The sequence below is a fragment of the Pseudomonas sp. R9.37 genome (assembly GCF_963878885.1).
Taxonomy (GTDB): Bacteria; Pseudomonadota; Gammaproteobacteria; order Pseudomonadales; family Pseudomonadaceae; genus Aquipseudomonas.
Genome location: NZ_CAWNZA010000047.1, coordinates 50,133 through 66,051, shown reverse-complemented (window position 1 = coordinate 66,051; position 15,919 = coordinate 50,133). Strand labels below are relative to the sequence as shown.

Here is a 15,919-nt window from a genome sequence, read left to right as displayed (position 1 = left end):
TTGTTAGACTGCCAACTATTCCAAACTGGAATCAAGCATATGGAATTCAAACAGCTGCGCAGTTTTGTCGAAGTGATCCGTCGAGGCGGCTTTACCCAGGCCGGTAAAACCTTGCACATCAGCCAATCGGCCGTCAGCAAGCAAGTGGCACAGTTGGAGCAGAGCCTCGGCACGCCGCTGCTGGAACGCACGGGCTCGCACATTCGCCTGACGGCCGCCGGCGAGGTGGTGTTGCAGCGCGCCGAAGCCATGTTGCGCCTGCAAACAGAACTGCTCAGTGAGCTCGATGATATGCAGCAACTGGCCCGTGGCGAGCTGCGCCTGGGCTTGCCGCTGTTGGCGGGCGACACGCTGTTTGCCGGGCTGTTTGCCGAGTACCGCAGGCGCTACCCCAAGGTCACCATCCAATTGCTCGAAGGCGGCAGCCGCACGATCGAGCAGGCGATTCTCAGTGGTGAGCTGGACGTGGGTGGCACGCTGATGCCCAGTGATCCGGCCTTTGCCTGGCAACCCTTTTGCGACGAGCCGCTGGATGCCTTGCTGCCGATGGATCACCCATTGGCTGAGAATGCCCAGGTGCGCCTGGAGGAACTGGCGGACACGCCCTTCCTGATGTACCAACGCAGTTTTGTGCTCAATGACCGACTGATGCAGGCTTGTCAGCAATTGGGCTTTACGCCGAAGGAGATCGGCCGCAGCGGCCAGGCGGACTTTCTCGTCGCCCTGGTCGCGGCCGGTCAGGGCGTGGTGCTGTTGCCCAGTGTGGTCGCCCGCGGGTTGGTGCGACCGGGCGTGGTGCGCCTGACACTCAAGGCGCCCGACTTCCTGCGCTGGGACATTGCCTTTATCTGGCGTGAGGGCGCTTATCTGTCCAAAGCCGCCCAGGCCTGGCTGGCGCTGCTGCGTGAATTCCCGGTCAACCGCGCAGTGCAGTGACCAGCTCGGCCAGCCAAGGTTCTGCATCGGCTTCCGGGGTGACGCTTTCGCTGGCGTCCAGGCGCAGCATCGGCAGCACTTCGCGCACGCCCAACTCGCCGAACAGCTCGCGCATTTGCTCGCCGCCGCCGCAGAAGGTGTCGCCGTAGCTGGCGTCGCCCAGCCCGATGACGGCACCGGGCAGCCCGCGCCAGGCGGCGGGGAGCTGGTCACGGATGCTCGAATACAGCGGTTGCAGGTTGTCAGGCAGCTCGCCCATGCCGGTGGTGGACGTCACCGCCAGGAGGGCCTCAGGAGCAAAGGCCTGCACATCGGCCAAGGTGGCGCGCGGGTTGTGCCAGGCTTCAAAACCGGCCGCGTTGAGCATGCCGGCGGCGTGGCGAGCGACTTCTTCAGCGGTGCCGTAGACCGAGCCGGAAAGGATGGCGACTTTCATCAATCTGATCCTGTAGTTGAGCCAAAGCGTGGGATGTTAGCAGCTGGCGCAAATATTTCGGCGCAGGCCGCGCAAGATTCAGGGCATGCCATACACTGCAGGCTCTAAAAACAAGCCATGGACCGCTCAATGATTAACGCCAAACTGATGCAGCTGGTCATCAACGCCTCCAACGACGGCATCGTCGTCGCCGAACGCGAAGGCAAAGACAAGCCGCTGATCTACGTTAACCCGGCCTTCGAGCGCATGACCGGCTATGCACTGGACGACATCCTGTATCAGGATTGCCGCTTCCTGCAGGCGGGCGACCGCGACCAGCCAGCCTTGATGGCGATTCGTGAAGCCCTCGACAGCGGCGGTTCGTGCCGGGAGATCCTGCGCAACTACCGCAAGGACGGCGCGCCTTTCTGGAACGAGCTATCGCTGTCGACGGTTTACAACGAAGCCGACAAGCAGACCTATTTTGTGGGCGTGCAAAAAGACGTCAGCGCGCAGGTGAAAGCACAACTACGCGTGGCCCAGCTGGAAGCACAGGTGGCCGAGCTTAAAGGCGAGTTGGCGGCGCTCAAAGCGACGAGCGGAATTAACAAAGTGTAAAAAACACGGTCTTTAGAGCGATAATGGCTTTTTAATGTCTCATCGTTGAGCTCCATCAATGCACCGCGACGCGCTTTTGACGCAGGACGAACTGGATTTTATCCAGGACATGCAGCACAACCCGCAGCTCAACCTGCGGGATGCGTGGTCGAGCCTGACGGTCAACGGCGGTGCACAGATTCGTGATTTGCTCACGCGCTTGGCCGCTCACGACCACGTTACCATCCAGGCGCAGTTCGACAACCAGCAACTCACGTTCCCGCTGCACCTGGTAGAAGACGAGTTTCACGCAGTTCATCTGCGCCTGGGCGTGCCGAGCATTTTTGAAGACGGGCCGATGATCCGGCCGTGGCGTCTGGCCCTTGAAGCACCGGTGGCACTGGAAAACGTCAAGGGCAACCCTGCCGCGTTATGGGTTCACGAGGTGTCATTCAAAGGCGTGCTGGTTGAGATTCGTGGCCGGGTCAAACCGCCGAAAACCTTTTCCCTGTGGTTCAGCCCGTCCGGCTACGAACGCATTGCCTTGCGCGGCGCGCTGGAGCGGGAAACGGCCCGCGGCTTATTCGCTTACCGCCTGAGCCAAAGCGATGCGGATGAAATCGAGCGGCTGCGCCAGTTCATCCTGCACCAGCATCGCCTGGTTCATCCGCACGTACACGCCTGACTTCAGGTATCCAGCTGCCCACTCAGAAACTGTTGCAAGCGGCGCTGCATCACAAGCCCATCGCTGCCCAGGCAGCCGACCGAGGAACCTGCCAGGTCTTTTTCGGCGAAGTCAGACGCGGCGCCCGCCAGAAACAGTGGGCAATCGAGCGTCATCGCCAAGCGACTCAGGCGCTCGGCCAGCTCATGGTTGTGTGAATGGTTGGAGAAGATGACGAGCGCCTGGGGCCGGATTTTTTCACAGACCAATGTCAGTTCGTCCAGGGGCTGACCCACTTCCAGCACCTTCATGGGCAGATCCTGCCGACCGACCAATAGCGCCGCCACCAGCAATTCCAACTTACGGCATTCGCCGGGCAACGCCGCCAGCAAGACCCGGGACCCGGGCGAGCCGCTGCCCTGTTGCAAGCGCAGCCAGGCTTGCTCACGCAGGAAAGCATCGAAAAATAACCACTCGCTGGCTTGGCCGAAGCGGCCTTGATGACGCAGCAAGTCGCTCCAAAGGGGCATGAGGATGTCTTGAAACGCCACACTTGGCGGGTAGGTCGCTGACAACTGGCTGTAGAGGTGTTCAAGGGCGCGATCATCGAAAGCACTGATGGCCTGCCTCAACCGCGTTTGCCATTGCGTGTCCTCGATCGAGTCTCGCTCGGCGCGAACCACATCGGCTTGCTGATCATCGCGGGCGAGGATCTTGCCGACTTTGCTTACCGCAACGCCGCGCTCAATCCAATCGAGAATCCTGTTGACGGTCTCAATATCGGTCCTGGAGTAGAGGCGATGCCCACTTTCGGTGCGCGCGGGCTGGATCAGGCCATACCGTCGCTCCCAGGCTCGCAAGGTGACCGGATTGACACCTGTCAATCTCGAGACTTCACGAATCGGAAAAAGCTCGCTGGAATCGGCAAGGCTGCCGTGGGCGATTTCGTGAACAGGAGCAGTAATTTCGGGCATCGGGGATCAAAAACGTCCGTGTAGATTTGGATCCCATTTAACGCCTTTCCACTTGTCCTTTTCAAGGCCCGCACCCTTCTGACCAATGTCACTGGCGTATTTTTGCAAAACAGGAATAATCCTTGCCTGTTTTTCAGGTGATGGCCTACCCGGCCGCCACCTTTGTGCGCCGTCTACCCGGCTCAGCGCACCTGATTATCTGGAGATACACAATGTCTACCTCCCCTGTCACCTTGATGGTTGCGCGCCGCGTGGCCAAAGGGCGTTATGAAGAATTGATGGCCTGGCTGCGTGAAGGCGAGCAATTGGCCACTGACTTCCCCGGTTACCTGGGTTCCGGTGTACTGGCTCCGCCGCCCCATGACGACGAGTTTCAAATCATCTTCCGCTTTGCCGACGAAAAAACCCTGCACGCCTGGGAGTTTTCCGCCTCGCGCAGTGCCTGGTTGAGCCGTGGCAGCGAGCTGTTCGCCGACCCGTCCGAGCATCGCGTCAGTGGCATCGATGGCTGGTTCGGCGCCGTGGGTGCACGGCCGCCGCGCTGGAAACAGGCTGTGGCGATCTGGCTGGCGTTTTTCCCGGTGTCGCTGCTGTTCAACTTCGTCCTGGGGCCGCTGCTCAACGAATTGGACCTGGCCCCACGCGTGCTGGTCAGCACTTTGGCGCTCACGCCCTTGATGGTTTTCTGGTTCATTCCCCTGTCGACGCACCTGCTGGCGAACTGGCTGCACCCCACACCGCCGACGCGCAAGGTCGCCGAAGCTGCCGCTTGAGTACAGGGGCGGCCGGTCGCTGGTATAGTTTCAGCCTGCCAGCGACTTGAGCCTCCCATGACTGCAACGAACGCCCCGATCCTGATCACCGGTGCCGGCCAGCGTGTCGGCCTGCATTGCGCCGAGCGCCTGCTGGACGAGGGCCAGCCGGTTATTTTCAGCTACCGCAGCGAGCGTCCAGGCGTTGAGGCCTTGCGTGAGCGTGGCGCGGTCGGCGTGTTTGCCGACTTCTCCAGTGAAGCCGGGATTCTGGCCTTCATCGCCCAACTGCAAACCCACACCAACAGCCTGCGCGCGATCATCCATAACGCATCGGCGTGGGTCGCGGAAACGCCCGGCGACGAAAGCCGCGCGTTTACCGACATGTTCAGCGTGCACATGCTTGCGCCGTACCTGATCAACCTGCATTGTTCACCCTTGCTGCAACGCTCTTCACCTGCCGATATCGTGCATATCAGCGACGACGTGGTGCGCAAAGGCAGCCGCCAGCATATTGCCTATTGCGCCACCAAGGCCGGGCTCGACAGCCTCACGTTGTCGTTTGCTGCGCAGTTCGCGCCGCTGATCAAGGTTAATGGCATTGCGCCGGCGATGGTGATGTTCAACGAGGGCGACGACGCGGCCTACCGCGCCAACGTCCTGGCCAAATCGGCACTGGGCATCGAACCCGGGCCCGAGGTGATCTACCAGAGCGTGCGTTACCTGCTGGACAACCCTTATGTCACCGGTACCACCCTGACCGTCAACGGCGGGCGGCATATCAAGTAAGCCGTTTGTGAGGATGTTGTATGACCTTGTCCCTGCCCCAACACTACCGCGAAATTCTCAAAGGCCTGGGCGAAGACCCGGAACGCGAAGGCTTGCTCGACACCCCCAAGCGCGCTGCCAAGGCCATGCAGTACCTGTGTCACGGCTACGAGCAGAACCTGGACGAAATCGTCAACGGTGCGCTGTTCGCGTCCGACAATGACGAAATGGTGATCCTTAAGGACATCGAGCTGTATTCGCTGTGCGAGCACCATTTGCTGCCCTTTATCGGCAAGGCCCATGTGGCCTATATTCCGACCGGCAAGGTGCTCGGGCTGTCGAAGCTGGCGCGCATTGTCGACATGTACGCGCGACGCCTGCAGATCCAGGAAAACCTCACGCGGCAAATTGCCGACGCGATTCAGCAGGTCACCCAGGCCGCCGGCGTGGCAGTGGTGATCGAAGCCAAGCACATGTGCATGATGATGCGCGGCGTGGAAAAACAGAATTCAACCATGAACACCTCGGTGATGCTCGGCGCGTTCCGCGAGTCGAACACCACCCGCATGGAGTTCCTGCAACTGATTGGACGGAGCAAGTAGCAATGCCACAACTTCAACCAGGCATGGCGCGCATCCGGGTCAAGGACCTGTGCCTGCGCACCTTTATCGGCATCAACGAGGACGAGATCCTCAACAAGCAGGACGTGCTGATCAACCTGACCATCCTGTACGCCGCCCAGGAAGCCGTGCGCGACAACGACATCGATCACGCGCTGAACTACCGCACCATCACCAAGGCCATCATCGCCCACGTCGAAGGCAACCGCTTCGCCCTGCTCGAGCGCCTGACCCAGGAGCTGCTGGACCTGGTGATGAGCAACGAGTCGGTGCTGTACGCCGAAGTCGAAGTGGACAAGCCTCACGCGCTGCGCTTTGCCGAGTCGGTCTCGATAACGCTAGCTGCAAGCCGCTAGCTGCAAGCCGCTAGCTGCAAGCGATAAGCTAAAGGCCGACCACACTCCAACTTGCAGCTTGAAGCTTGCCCGCTTGAAGCTGTCTCAAAGAGACCACCATGAACGATCAACAACGCCTCGAACTTGAAGCCGCCGCCTTCCGCCGGCTGGTGGCACACCTGGACAGCCGCAAGGATGTACAGAACATCGACCTGATGAACCTCTCGGGCTTCTGCCGTAACTGCTTGTCCAAGTGGTACAAGGCCGAGGCCGATGAGCGCCACATCGAGCTGAGCCTCGATGACGCCCGTGAAGTGGTGTACGGCATGCCGTACGCCGAGTGGAAAGCCCAATACCAGAAAGAAGCCAATGCCGAACAACAGGCGGCGTTTGCCAAAGGAAAAACCCATGACTGATTTGAAGACCCTGCGCGCCAGCCTCAACAGCGGCGAACATGCCTTTGCTGACACCTTGGCTTTTGTAGCCGCGGGTTACGACTACCAGCCGCAAGCCTTCACCAATGGCAACGTGGAAAACGCCGCCGGGCAGAACGAGGGGTCGTGCAAGACCCTGGGCCTGGCGTTGCTGGAAGGCTTGAGCGATCAGGAAGCGCTGCTGGCGTTTGGCGAGCATTACCGCTCGGTGGTGGCTACGCCTGAAGGCAGCGATCACGGCAACATTCGTGCGCTGATCGAGCATGGGTTGGCGGGTGTGAAGTTCGCCGCACAGCCACTGACCCGCAAATCCTGAGTCAGGCATAGATCAAAATGGGGGAGCGGATTTGCTCGCGAATGCAGAGTGTCAGTCAATACGTCTGGTGACTGATACACCGCATTCGCGAGCAAGCCCGCTCCCACATTTGAACGGCGGTGTTGCATAAATCGCAGACATAAAAAACCGGCCTCGCAGCCGGTTTTTTCATTTCAACGGGTTTAGAACGAAGCGTCCTTCAAACCGTCGAGGTAACGCTCGGCGTCCAGAGCCGCCATGCAGCCGGCGCCGGCCGAGGTGATGGCCTGGCGATAGACGTGGTCAGCCACGTCACCGGCGGCAAAGATGCCTTCGATGTTGGTGGCGGTGGCATTGCCTTCACGGCCGCCTTGCACCACCAGGTAACCGTCTTTGGCTTCCAGCACGCCTTCGAACAGCGAGGTGTTCGGGGTGTGGCCGATCGCGATGAACACGCCGTCGACTTTTAGCTCGTCAAAGCTGCCGTCGTTGTTTTTCAGGCGAGCGCCGGTCACGCCCATGTTGTCGCCCAGGACTTCGTCGAGGGTGGCGTTGAGCTTGAGGATGATCTTGCCTTCAGCGACACGGGCGTGCAGCTTGTCGATCAGAATCTTCTCGGCGCGGAAGGTCTCGCGGCGGTGAACCAGGGTCACGGTGCTGGCGATGTTGGCCAGGTACAGCGCCTCTTCCACGGCGGTGTTGCCACCACCCACCACGGCAACAGGCTTGTTGCGGTAGAAGAAACCGTCGCAGGTCGCGCAGGCGGATACGCCTTTGCCCATGAATGCTTCTTCCGACGGCAGGCCCAGGTAACGGGCGCTGGCGCCAGTGGCGATGATCAGCGCGTCACAGGTGTACACGCCGCTGTCGCCAGTCAGGCTGTAAGGCTTTTTCGAGAAGTCGACCTGGTTGATGTGGTCGAAAACAATCTCGGTTTCAAAGCGCTCGGCGTGTTCTTTCATCCGCTCCATCAGCACCGGACCGGTCAGGCCATGGACGTCGCCCGGCCAGTTGTCGACTTCAGTGGTGGTGGTCAACTGACCGCCCGCCTGCATGCCGGTGATCAGCAACGGCTTGAGGTTGGCCCGGGCAGCGTAAACGGCAGCGCTGTAACCGGCAGGGCCGGAACCGAGAATAATCACTCGCGAATGACGGGTATCAGACATGACTCACTCCTATCGACCGTCCGGACTACAGAACGGCTGGAATAAAAAAGGACCGCGAAGCACTTGGGGAAGGCTTGAACTCGCAGATCCTGAAAATAATGGGTGCAGCGTATAGAGGGGGGCAAGATTAAGGAAATACGGAATAACAATCCAGCTCATAGGTGGTCTCTATCCCTGGTACCCGATTAATCGACGCCATTGTGCTTAGATGTTACCGCTGATGTCGCTGCTTTCGCCCAGGATGCAAAGGCGGTAAGGTCGGCGCGTTTGTCATCCTGCTCGGAGTTCTCCAATGCCCGCCCCTGCTCTTTCCGGCCCGCAGTACCTGCGCGAAGGCCTCAAACTGGTATTGAGCCCAGGCCTGCGCCTGTTTGTAGTGCTGCCGCTGGCGATCAACCTGGTGCTGTTCGTCGGTTTGATCTACTTCGCCGGCCATCAGTTCAGCCTGTGGGTCGACACCTTGATGCCGACGCTGCCGGGCTGGTTGAGTTTCCTCAGTTACATCCTGTGGCCGCTGTTTGTGGTGCTGGTGGTGCTGATGGTGTTTTTCACCTTCACCATGCTGGCGAATATCATCGCGGCGCCCTTCAACGGCTTTCTCGCCGAGAAAGTTGAAGTGGTGGTGCGCGGCACCGACGACTTCCCGCCGTTCAGCTGGGGCGAACTGGTGGCGATGGTGCCCCGCACGCTGGCGCGGGAAATGCGCAAGCTGGGCTACTTCCTGCCACGCGCCATCGGCCTGTTCATCCTGTCGTTCATTCCGGTGGTCAACCTGATCGCCGCGCCGTTGTGGCTGCTGTTCGGCGTGTGGATGATGGCGATCCAATACATTGACTACCCGGCAGACAACCACAAGCTGGGCTGGAACGAGATGCTCGCCTGGCTGCGCCAGAAGCGCTGGCAGAGCATGAGCTTCGGCGGCATCGTCTACCTGGTGCTGCTGGTGCCGGTGGTCAACCTGCTGATGATGCCGGCGGCGGTGGCCGGAGCCACGCTGTTCTGGGTGCGCGAGCAAGGCGCCGAGGCCATGGCGATGCAGAAAGTGACCCGGTCATAAATCCATCATGCCAATGACACAATGACGACATGGCCCACGGTGAAACTGTGGGTCATGACGACAGCTTCGCTTCACATCACCCTGATCACCGAAACCTTCCCGCCAGAGATCAACGGGGTGGCCAATACCCTTGGCCGCCTGTGTGAAGGTTTGCGCGCGCGCGGCCATCAGGTCGAGTTAGTGCGTCCACGCCAGGGCAGCGATCAGAGCCGCCCCAGCGATGACGCGCTGCTGCTGTGCCGCGGCTGGCCGCTGCCAGGCTACCCCGGCCTGCAATGGGGCCAGTCGTCGATGCATAAGTTACTGCGCCGCTGGACCCGTCAGCGCCCCGACGTGCTCTACATCGCCACCGAAGGGCCGTTGGGCTTGTCGGCGTTGCGCGCGGCACGGCGCCTGGGCATCAGCGTAGTCAGTGGCTTTCACACCAACTTCCAGCAGTACTCGAACCAATATGGTTTGAGCCTGCTCAGCCGCATGGTCACGCACTATTTGCGCTGGTTCCCTAACCGTTCGACGCTGACGCTGGTCCCCAGCACCAGTCAGCGCCTGGAGCTGGAGCGGCGCAATTTCGAGCGTCTGGGAATGTTGGCGCGCGGGGTCGACAGCCAGTTGTTCCACCCGGCGAAACGCGACTACGCCTTGCGTGAAAGTTGGGCATTGAACGCTGAGCAGATCGCCGTGCTGCACGTAGGTCGACTGGCGCAGGAGAAAAACCTGGGGTTGCTCAAGCGCTGCTTTGAAACCTTGCAAGACACCTATCCGTTGCGCCAGATGAAACTGATCATCGTCGGCGATGGCCCCCAACGCACGATGCTGGAAAAGGAACTGCCAGAGGCGATTTTCTGCGGCACCCTGCGCGGTGAAGAACTGGCCCGGCATTACGCTTCCGGCGATGTGTTCCTGTTCCCCAGCCTGACCGAAACCTTCGGCAACGTGGTGCTGGAAGCCATGGCCTCGGGATTGGGGGTGGTGGCCTACGATCAGGCGGCCGCAACCCAGCATATCCGCCATGGCTACAACGGCGTGCTGGCGATGCCGGGGGATGAGGCTGCGTTTTGCGATGCCGCCAATTGGTTGCTGGAAGATGCAGAGAGCCTGCGCCGTATGCGCCTGAACGCTCGCCAACATGCGAGCCGCCAGGGCTGGCCGGCGATTATCGAACAGTTCGAACGTCAGTTACGCGGCGTGTGCAAGGACGGACACCCGGTGCCCGCCCTTTCGCCTCTTACACCAGGGTCGTCAACGCCTCACGACTGAACGGCAGGATGTCGCCCTCACGCCCCTCGCGCACCTTCACCGCCCAATCCGGATCCACCAGCAAGGCACGGCCCACGGCGACCAGGTCGAACTCGTCTTTATTGAGGCGCTCCAGCAGCTTTTCCAGGCTGGCCGGCTGCGCGACCTTGTCGGTGTTGACCATGAACTGCAGGAACTCGCCGTCCAGGCCGACGCTGCCAACGGTGATGGTCGGCTTGCCGGTGAGCTGGCGCGTCCAACCGGCCAGGTTGAGGTCGGAACCTTCGAATTCCGGCTCCCAGAAACGACGGGTTGAGCAGTGGAAAATATCCACACCCGCGTCGGACAACGGCTTGAGGAACTCACCCAGCGCCTCGGGTGTTTGCACCAGGCGCGCAGTGTAGTCCTGCTGCTTCCACTGCGAGAAACGCAGGATGATCGGGAAGTCCGGGCCTACGGCGGCGCGGGTGGCCTGGATCAGTTCGATGGCAAAACGCGAACGGTTGGCCAGACTGCCACCATATTCGTCGGTGCGCTGGTTGCTGCCTTCCCAGAAGAACTGGTCGACCAGGTAACCGTGGGCGCCGTGGATCTCCACGCCGTCCATGCCGATGCGCTGGGCATCCTTGGCGGCTTGGGCGAAGGCATTGATCACGTCCTGGATGTCCTGGGTGGTCATGCCGTGGACGACCACATTGCCGTCCTTGAGTTTTTCCATCGGGCCGTAGGCCGGGACGCTGGCGTCAGGCTCGGTGCCGATACGGCGCACGCTGCCCACGTGCCACAGTTGCGGCACGATCTTGCCGCCTTCGGCGTGTACGGCGTCGACCACTTTCTTCCAGCCAGCCAGCGCGGCCTCACCGTAAAAATGCGGAACGTTCGGGTAACCGTTGGAGGCCTGATGACCGACCACGGTACCTTCGGTGATGATCAGGCCCACGCCGGCGGCGGCGCGGCGGCGGTAGTATTCGATGACCTTGGCATTGGGCACGCCACCCGGCGAAAACGAACGCGTCATGGGCGCCATGACCACGCGGGTCGACAGTTGCAGTGCACCGAGCTGGAAAGGTTTGAACAAGGCTTGGACAGGCATGGGAGCACTCCGCGGAAGAGGTATTTATGATGCGGATAATATGAGCAGTGTGCAGCGCCTGAAAGCACTATTGATCTGGGTGATTAAGGGGTAAAAGTCAGGAAGTGAATCACCAAAGAACCCGTGGCGAGCGGGGCAAGCCCGCTCGCCACAACAAGCGCGCTTGTCACAGAAGCGCACTCGCCGATAAAAACCTTTGGTGGCGTTCAGCTCAGGGCTTTTTCGATGGCCTGCACGATTGTCGGATCATCCGGCGCGGTACGCGGCGAGAATCGAGCCAGCACTCGCCCGTCCTTGCCGAGCAGGAACTTCTCGAAGTTCCAGGTGATATCCCCAGGAAACTCGGCGCCCTCGCCCGCCAGTAAACGGTACAGCTGGTGGCGATCGTGGCCGTTGACGTCGAGCTTGCTGCCCAACGGGAAGGTCACACCGTAGTTCACGTTGCAGAACGCCTGGATTTCTTCCTCGGTGCCCGGTTCCTGGCCCGCAAACTGGTTGCACGGCAGGCCCAATACGGTAAACCCCTGGCCCTTGTACTGCTGATAGAGGTTTTCCAACGCCGCGTATTGCGGGGTCAAGCCACATTTGGAGGCCACATTCACCACCAGCACAACTTGCCCCTTGAAGGGCGCCAGCGGTAGCTCTTGACCGTCCAAAGCTTTGAGTTTCAGGTCGTGGAAAGCACTCATGACGAACTCCAGATATCCCATGTTCTTCGCATTGCGGCCGTTCGAGATTACAGACTGCAAGCCTGCAATCATAGACGCCGATTACAAAACTCGCCTGTCGGCTACTGAGCGGTCGGCCACGGCAAAATCGGAATCGCCGTGACTGCGTTTTGCGGGCTGCCTTCGATCAAACGGTCGCTGTAAACCAGGTAAACCAGGGTATTGCGCTTCTTGTCGAGGAAGCGCACCACCTGCATGGTCTTGAACACCAGCGAGGTGCGTTCCTTGAACACTTCGTCGCCATCCTTGAGTTCACCCTTGAAGTGAATAGGGCCAACCTGGCGGCAGGCGATCGAGGCTTCGGCGCGGTCCTCGGCCAGGCCCAGGCCGCCTTTGACGCCGCCCGTCTTGGCGCGCGACAGGTAGCAGGTCACGCCATCAACCTTGGGATCATCAAACGCCTCGACCACGATCCGGTCGTTGGGCCCGACAAACTTGAACACCGTCGACACCTGGCCAATTTCTTCAGCCGAGGCCAGCAGCGGCAGAGCCAGCAACAGGCCGAGTACTCCGTTCATGACGCGCATCGTGTATTCCCTTTATTTAGACCAGGATCAGGTTATCGCGGTGAACCAGCTCCGGTTCGGCCATGTACCCTAATAGTCCGACAATCGCGTCAGACGATTGTCCAATGATTTTCTGCGCTTCAAGGGCGCTGTAGTTGGCCAGGCCACGGGCGATCTCACGACCGTCGGGCGCAACGCACACCACCATCTCGCCACGGCGGAAGCTGCCCTGCACCAGCTTGACACCCACTGGCAGCAGGCTCTTGTTGCCTTGGGACAGCGCCGACACGGCGCCATCGTCCAGCACCAGCGTGCCACGGGTTTGCAGGTGCCCGGCCAGCCACTGCTTGCGCGCCGCCAGCATGCCGCGTTCCGGCGACAGTAACGTGCCAATACGCTCACCGGCCTTGAGACGGTCCAGCACACGCTCCAGGCGCCCGCCGACGATGATGGTGTGCGCGCCGGAACGCGCGGCCAGGCGTGCAGCACGCAGCTTGGTCTGCATGCCGCCACGGCCCAGCGCGCCGCCGACGCTGCCGGCCACGGCATCCAGCGCCGGGTCATCGGCGCGGGCTTCGTAGATCAGTTGGGCATTGGGGTTGTTGCGCGGGTCGGCGTCGAACATGCCGTCGCGGTCGGTGAGGATCACCAGCAGGTCGGCTTCCACCAGGTTGGCCACCAGCGCGGCCAGGGTGTCGTTGTCGCCGAAGCGGATTTCGTCGGTGACCACTGTGTCATTCTCGTTGATCACCGGGATCACTTTGAGCTCGACCAGCGCGCGCAGTGTGCTGCGGGCGTTGAGGTAACGCTTGCGGTCGGACAGGTCGTCGTGGGTCAGCAGGATCTGCGCCGTGTGGCGGCCATGTTCGGCAAAGCTGGATTCCCAGGCTTGCACCAGGCCCATCTGGCCGATGGCAGCGGCGGCTTGCAGCTCGTGCATCGCGCTGGGTCGCGCGGTCCAGCCGAGGCGGCTCATGCCGGCGGCAACGGCCCCGGACGACACCAGCACCAACTCGACACCGGCCTCATGCAAGGCCACCATCTGCTCGACCCAGACGCTCATGGCTGCGCGATCCAGACCTTTGCCATCCGCCGTCAGCAGCGCACTTCCGATCTTTACGACCCAGCGCTGCGCACCTGTCACTTTGCTCCGCATCATCTTCAACCTTAGATTGAGGGCTGCGCGACCCAGCGCGGCCCATAACGTTATTCGTGACTACTTTAGTGACTACCCGTATACCCAGATACCAAAACGCCGCTCGAGTGAGCGGCGCTTAAGTTTACTGCAACGAATCAGTCGCGCACGTAAATGATTTCCGGACCGTCTTCATCATCCACGTCTTCTTCGTCCCAATCATCGTCGCCGATGTCATGGACCGACTTCACGCCGCTGCGGCGCAGGGCACGCTGGTCATCCAGGGCTTGCAGCTGGGCACGGGCTTCGTCTTCGATCTGTTGATCGAGCTCGGCGAGTTCGGCCTTGAACACCGGGTCGGCCGCCAGTCGGTCGGCGCGGTCTTCCAGGTAGCGCATGATGTCGCGGGTCAGGCGCTCGGTGCCTTCTTTGGCGATGGCCGAGATCACGTAGACCGGACCTTCCCACTCCAGGCGATCGACGATTTCCTTGACGCGCTCTTCGTGCTCTTCTTCCAGGATCTGGTCGCACTTGTTGAGCACCAACCAGCGATCGCGCTCGGCCAGGGCCGGGCTGAACTTGGTCAGTTCGCTGACGATCACTTCGGCGGCGTCCGGTGCGCTGGTGTCATCCAGCGGCGCCATGTCGACGAGGTGCAGCAGCAAACGGGTACGCGACAAGTGCTTGAGGAAGCGAATCCCCAGGCCGGCGCCATCGGAAGCACCTTCGATCAAGCCCGGAATGTCGGCGATCACGAAGCTTTTCCAGCGGTCCACGCTGACCACGCCCAGGTTTGGCACCAGGGTGGTGAACGGGTAGTCGGCGACTTTCGGCTTGGCGGCCGAGACCGAGCGGATGAAGGTACTTTTGCCGGCATTCGGCAGGCCCAAGAGGCCGACGTCTGCCAGTACTTTCATTTCCAGCTTGAGGTCACGCTGCTCGCCCGGCTTGCCCGGCGTGGTCTGGCGTGGTGCACGGTTGGTACTGGACTTGAATCGGGTGTTACCCAGACCGTGCCAGCCGCCCTGCACAACCATCAGTTTCTGGCCGGCCTTGGTCAGGTCGCCAATCACTTCCTGGGTGGCCGAGTCGATGATCGTGGTGCCGACCGGTACGCGCAGCACCAGGTCTTCGCCTTTTTTACCGGTGCAGTCGGTGCTGCCGCCGTTGGAGCCACGCTCGGCATCGAAGTGCCGGGTGTAACGGTAGTCGACCAGGGTGTTGAGGTTTTCGTCGGCCATCATGTAGATGGAACCGCCGTCACCGCCATCACCCCCGTTGGGGCCACCGTTTTCGATGAATTTTTCGCGACGGAAACTCATGCAACCGTTACCGCCGTCGCCTGCTTTTACTCGGATGGAAACTTCATCAACGAACTTCATAACAAAACGCCTCTCGTCGCATGGACGAGCTTAAGAAACCAAGACATAAGACTCTTGCAAAAATGAGCGCAGCGACCTCAAACAATGACCGCCTATCCAGCGCCTGAGCTCATTACAAACAGCTTTGCAAGAGACTCACTCCACAAACGAAAAAGCCCCGTCGCGAGACAGGGCTTTTCCAGCGATCGCGCAATTAAGCGGCGACAACGCTCACGTAACGGCGGTTGAAAGCGCCTTTTACTTCAAACTTGATCACGCCTTCGATTTTAGCGAAGAGGGTGTGATCTTTACCCATGCCAACACCGTAACCGGCGTGGAATTGGGTGCCGCGCTGACGCACGATGATGTTGCCCGGAATGATTTTCTGGCCGCCATACATCTTCACGCCAAGGCGTTTGGCTTCTGAGTCGCGACCGTTACGGGTACTACCACCAGCTTTTTTGTGTGCCATGAGTCAATTCTCCTAGTGAGGAATTAGGCTGAAATTAAGCCTGAATACCGGTGATTTTGATCTCGGTGTACCACTGGCGGTGGCCCATGCGCTTCATGTGGTGCTTACGACGACGGAACTTGATGATGCGGACTTTATCGTGACGACCTTGGGAGATCACTTCAGCCACAACGGTAGCGCCAGCAACAACTGGAGCGCCGATGTTCACGTCATCGCCATTGGCGACCAACAGAACGCGATCAAAGGTAACGGATTCGCCAGTGGCGACTTCCAGTTTTTCGATCTTCAGGTATTCACCTGGGGCGACCTTGTATTGCTTGCCACCAGTAACAATTACTGCGTACGACATGGTATTTCTCCGATAATCCTGCTCAC

Annotated in this window: 21 protein-coding genes; 11 read left to right on the top strand and 10 right to left on the bottom strand. The window is 60.5% G+C overall.

What is annotated here, in order from left to right:
* Positions 1-39: 39 nt before the first annotated feature.
* Entirely contained in the window at positions 40-936 is an 897-nt protein-coding gene (locus AACU78_RS24265) for a LysR family transcriptional regulator (RefSeq protein WP_106578217.1), read from the top strand.
* Here AACU78_RS24265 and AACU78_RS24260 read toward each other — a convergent pair.
* Positions 917-1,372, bottom strand: coding sequence for a flavodoxin (locus AACU78_RS24260; protein WP_106578216.1), 456 nt, complete (start codon positions 1,370-1,372; stop codon positions 917-919). The genes AACU78_RS24265 and AACU78_RS24260 overlap by 20 nt on opposite strands.
* A gap of 129 nt (positions 1,373-1,501) precedes the next feature.
* On the opposite strand from AACU78_RS24260, the gene AACU78_RS24255 reads away from it, so the two are divergent.
* Positions 1,502-1,969 carry a PAS domain-containing protein gene (locus AACU78_RS24255; protein ID WP_106578215.1) on the top strand — a complete coding sequence of 156 codons (468 nt, stop codon included), beginning with the start codon at positions 1,502-1,504 and terminating at the stop codon, positions 1,967-1,969.
* Between the two features lie 58 nt (positions 1,970-2,027).
* Positions 2,028-2,633, top strand: coding sequence for a hypothetical protein (locus AACU78_RS24250; protein ID WP_106578214.1), 606 nt, complete (start codon positions 2,028-2,030; stop codon positions 2,631-2,633).
* Positions 2,634-2,635: 2 nt separating this feature from the next.
* Here AACU78_RS24250 and AACU78_RS24245 read toward each other — a convergent pair whose 3' ends face one another.
* Positions 2,636-3,586, bottom strand: coding sequence for a MerR family transcriptional regulator (locus AACU78_RS24245; RefSeq protein WP_106578213.1), 951 nt, complete (start codon positions 3,584-3,586; stop codon positions 2,636-2,638).
* Between the two features lie 212 nt (positions 3,587-3,798).
* On the opposite strand from AACU78_RS24245, the gene AACU78_RS24240 reads away from it, so the two are divergent.
* The 6 genes from AACU78_RS24240 (at position 3,799) to AACU78_RS24215 (ending at position 6,811) form a co-directional block, all read left to right on the top strand.
* Positions 3,799-4,359 (top strand): antibiotic biosynthesis monooxygenase, encoded by a 561-nt coding sequence (locus tag AACU78_RS24240; RefSeq protein ID WP_106578212.1) that lies wholly within the window; start codon positions 3,799-3,801, stop codon positions 4,357-4,359.
* A 57-nt stretch (positions 4,360-4,416) separates the two neighbouring features.
* On the top strand, positions 4,417-5,127 hold the full coding sequence (gene folM, locus AACU78_RS24235; protein WP_106578211.1) for a dihydromonapterin reductase: 711 nt from the start codon (positions 4,417-4,419) through the stop codon (positions 5,125-5,127).
* A gap of 20 nt (positions 5,128-5,147) precedes the next feature.
* Positions 5,148-5,708 (top strand): GTP cyclohydrolase I FolE, encoded by a 561-nt coding sequence (folE, locus tag AACU78_RS24230; RefSeq protein ID WP_053257937.1) that lies wholly within the window; start codon positions 5,148-5,150, stop codon positions 5,706-5,708.
* A gap of 2 nt (positions 5,709-5,710) precedes the next feature.
* Positions 5,711-6,082 carry a dihydroneopterin triphosphate 2'-epimerase gene (gene folX / locus AACU78_RS24225; protein WP_003194073.1) on the top strand — a complete coding sequence of 124 codons (372 nt, stop codon included), beginning with the start codon at positions 5,711-5,713 and terminating at the stop codon, positions 6,080-6,082.
* A gap of 98 nt (positions 6,083-6,180) precedes the next feature.
* On the top strand, positions 6,181-6,477 hold the full coding sequence (locus AACU78_RS24220) for a DUF1244 domain-containing protein (RefSeq protein WP_106578210.1): 297 nt from the start codon (positions 6,181-6,183) through the stop codon (positions 6,475-6,477).
* The gene (locus tag AACU78_RS24215; RefSeq protein ID WP_177410097.1) at positions 6,470-6,811 is read left to right on the top strand and encodes a HopJ type III effector protein; all 342 of its coding nucleotides are present in this window, start codon (positions 6,470-6,472) and stop codon (positions 6,809-6,811) included. Before AACU78_RS24220 ends, AACU78_RS24215 begins: the two co-directional genes overlap by 8 nt.
* Positions 6,812-6,993: 182 nt before the next feature.
* On the opposite strand, the gene trxB is transcribed toward AACU78_RS24215, so the two are convergent.
* Complete coding sequence (trxB, locus tag AACU78_RS24210) at positions 6,994-7,956, bottom strand: thioredoxin-disulfide reductase (protein ID WP_010206474.1); 963 nt, start codon at positions 7,954-7,956, stop codon at positions 6,994-6,996.
* 292 nt (positions 7,957-8,248) lie between these two features.
* Between trxB and cysZ the strand changes: the two genes are divergently transcribed.
* Complete coding sequence (cysZ, locus tag AACU78_RS24205) at positions 8,249-9,013, top strand: sulfate transporter CysZ (protein ID WP_106578208.1); 765 nt, start codon at positions 8,249-8,251, stop codon at positions 9,011-9,013.
* A 54-nt stretch (positions 9,014-9,067) separates the two neighbouring features.
* Positions 9,068-10,270 carry a glycosyltransferase family 4 protein gene (locus AACU78_RS24200; RefSeq protein WP_106578207.1) on the top strand — a complete coding sequence of 401 codons (1,203 nt, stop codon included), beginning with the start codon at positions 9,068-9,070 and terminating at the stop codon, positions 10,268-10,270.
* Here AACU78_RS24200 and AACU78_RS24195 read toward each other — a convergent pair.
* From AACU78_RS24195 to rplU, 7 genes are all read right to left on the bottom strand, one after another.
* Positions 10,239-11,342: an NADH:flavin oxidoreductase gene (locus AACU78_RS24195; protein WP_106578206.1), complete on the bottom strand. Its 1,104-nt coding sequence runs from the start codon at positions 11,340-11,342 to the stop codon at positions 10,239-10,241. The two genes, AACU78_RS24200 and AACU78_RS24195, sit on opposite strands and share 32 nt — an antisense overlap.
* A gap of 206 nt (positions 11,343-11,548) precedes the next feature.
* Positions 11,549-12,031: a glutathione peroxidase gene (locus tag AACU78_RS24190; protein ID WP_106578205.1), complete on the bottom strand. Its 483-nt coding sequence runs from the start codon at positions 12,029-12,031 to the stop codon at positions 11,549-11,551.
* Positions 12,032-12,132: 101 nt separating this feature from the next.
* Entirely contained in the window at positions 12,133-12,597 is a 465-nt protein-coding gene (locus tag AACU78_RS24185; protein ID WP_106578204.1) for a CreA family protein, read from the bottom strand.
* A gap of 16 nt (positions 12,598-12,613) precedes the next feature.
* A complete protein-coding gene (gene proB, locus AACU78_RS24180; RefSeq protein WP_083356799.1) occupies positions 12,614-13,732 on the bottom strand; it encodes a glutamate 5-kinase in 1,119 nt (372 codons plus the stop codon).
* A 137-nt stretch (positions 13,733-13,869) separates the two neighbouring features.
* Entirely contained in the window at positions 13,870-15,093 is a 1,224-nt protein-coding gene (gene cgtA / locus AACU78_RS24175; RefSeq protein ID WP_016976186.1) for an Obg family GTPase CgtA, read from the bottom strand.
* 193 nt (positions 15,094-15,286) lie between these two features.
* Complete coding sequence (gene rpmA, locus AACU78_RS24170) at positions 15,287-15,544, bottom strand: 50S ribosomal protein L27 (protein WP_003176049.1); 258 nt, start codon at positions 15,542-15,544, stop codon at positions 15,287-15,289.
* A gap of 34 nt (positions 15,545-15,578) precedes the next feature.
* Positions 15,579-15,893: a 50S ribosomal protein L21 gene (gene rplU, locus AACU78_RS24165; protein WP_007950961.1), complete on the bottom strand. Its 315-nt coding sequence runs from the start codon at positions 15,891-15,893 to the stop codon at positions 15,579-15,581.
* Positions 15,894-15,919: the final 26 nt, after the last annotated feature.

What these genes read in the sequence shown, in the direction of transcription:
- AACU78_RS24265 (WP_106578217.1), top strand. Translation starts at nt 40, where the DNA reads ATGGAATTCAAACAGCTGCGCAGTTTTGTCGAAGTGATCCGTCGAGGC.
- AACU78_RS24260 (WP_106578216.1), bottom strand. Translation starts at nt 1,372, where the DNA reads ATGAAAGTCGCCATCCTTTCCGGCTCGGTCTACGGCACCGCTGAAGAA.
- AACU78_RS24255 (WP_106578215.1), top strand. Translation starts at nt 1,502, where the DNA reads ATGATTAACGCCAAACTGATGCAGCTGGTCATCAACGCCTCCAACGAC.
- AACU78_RS24250 (WP_106578214.1), top strand. Translation starts at nt 2,028, where the DNA reads ATGCACCGCGACGCGCTTTTGACGCAGGACGAACTGGATTTTATCCAG.
- AACU78_RS24245 (WP_106578213.1), bottom strand. Translation starts at nt 3,586, where the DNA reads ATGCCCGAAATTACTGCTCCTGTTCACGAAATCGCCCACGGCAGCCTT.
- AACU78_RS24240 (WP_106578212.1), top strand. Translation starts at nt 3,799, where the DNA reads ATGTCTACCTCCCCTGTCACCTTGATGGTTGCGCGCCGCGTGGCCAAA.
- folM (WP_106578211.1), top strand. Translation starts at nt 4,417, where the DNA reads ATGACTGCAACGAACGCCCCGATCCTGATCACCGGTGCCGGCCAGCGT.
- folE (WP_053257937.1), top strand. Translation starts at nt 5,148, where the DNA reads ATGACCTTGTCCCTGCCCCAACACTACCGCGAAATTCTCAAAGGCCTG.
- folX (WP_003194073.1), top strand. Translation starts at nt 5,711, where the DNA reads ATGCCACAACTTCAACCAGGCATGGCGCGCATCCGGGTCAAGGACCTG.
- AACU78_RS24220 (WP_106578210.1), top strand. Translation starts at nt 6,181, where the DNA reads ATGAACGATCAACAACGCCTCGAACTTGAAGCCGCCGCCTTCCGCCGG.
- AACU78_RS24215 (WP_177410097.1), top strand. Translation starts at nt 6,470, where the DNA reads ATGACTGATTTGAAGACCCTGCGCGCCAGCCTCAACAGCGGCGAACAT.
- trxB (WP_010206474.1), bottom strand. Translation starts at nt 7,956, where the DNA reads ATGTCTGATACCCGTCATTCGCGAGTGATTATTCTCGGTTCCGGCCCT.
- cysZ (WP_106578208.1), top strand. Translation starts at nt 8,249, where the DNA reads ATGCCCGCCCCTGCTCTTTCCGGCCCGCAGTACCTGCGCGAAGGCCTC.
- AACU78_RS24200 (WP_106578207.1), top strand. Translation starts at nt 9,068, where the DNA reads ATGACGACAGCTTCGCTTCACATCACCCTGATCACCGAAACCTTCCCG.
- AACU78_RS24195 (WP_106578206.1), bottom strand. Translation starts at nt 11,342, where the DNA reads ATGCCTGTCCAAGCCTTGTTCAAACCTTTCCAGCTCGGTGCACTGCAA.
- AACU78_RS24190 (WP_106578205.1), bottom strand. Translation starts at nt 12,031, where the DNA reads ATGAGTGCTTTCCACGACCTGAAACTCAAAGCTTTGGACGGTCAAGAG.
- AACU78_RS24185 (WP_106578204.1), bottom strand. Translation starts at nt 12,597, where the DNA reads ATGCGCGTCATGAACGGAGTACTCGGCCTGTTGCTGGCTCTGCCGCTG.
- proB (WP_083356799.1), bottom strand. Translation starts at nt 13,732, where the DNA reads ATGCGGAGCAAAGTGACAGGTGCGCAGCGCTGGGTCGTAAAGATCGGA.
- cgtA (WP_016976186.1), bottom strand. Translation starts at nt 15,093, where the DNA reads ATGAAGTTCGTTGATGAAGTTTCCATCCGAGTAAAAGCAGGCGACGGC.
- rpmA (WP_003176049.1), bottom strand. Translation starts at nt 15,544, where the DNA reads ATGGCACACAAAAAAGCTGGTGGTAGTACCCGTAACGGTCGCGACTCA.
- rplU (WP_007950961.1), bottom strand. Translation starts at nt 15,893, where the DNA reads ATGTCGTACGCAGTAATTGTTACTGGTGGCAAGCAATACAAGGTCGCC.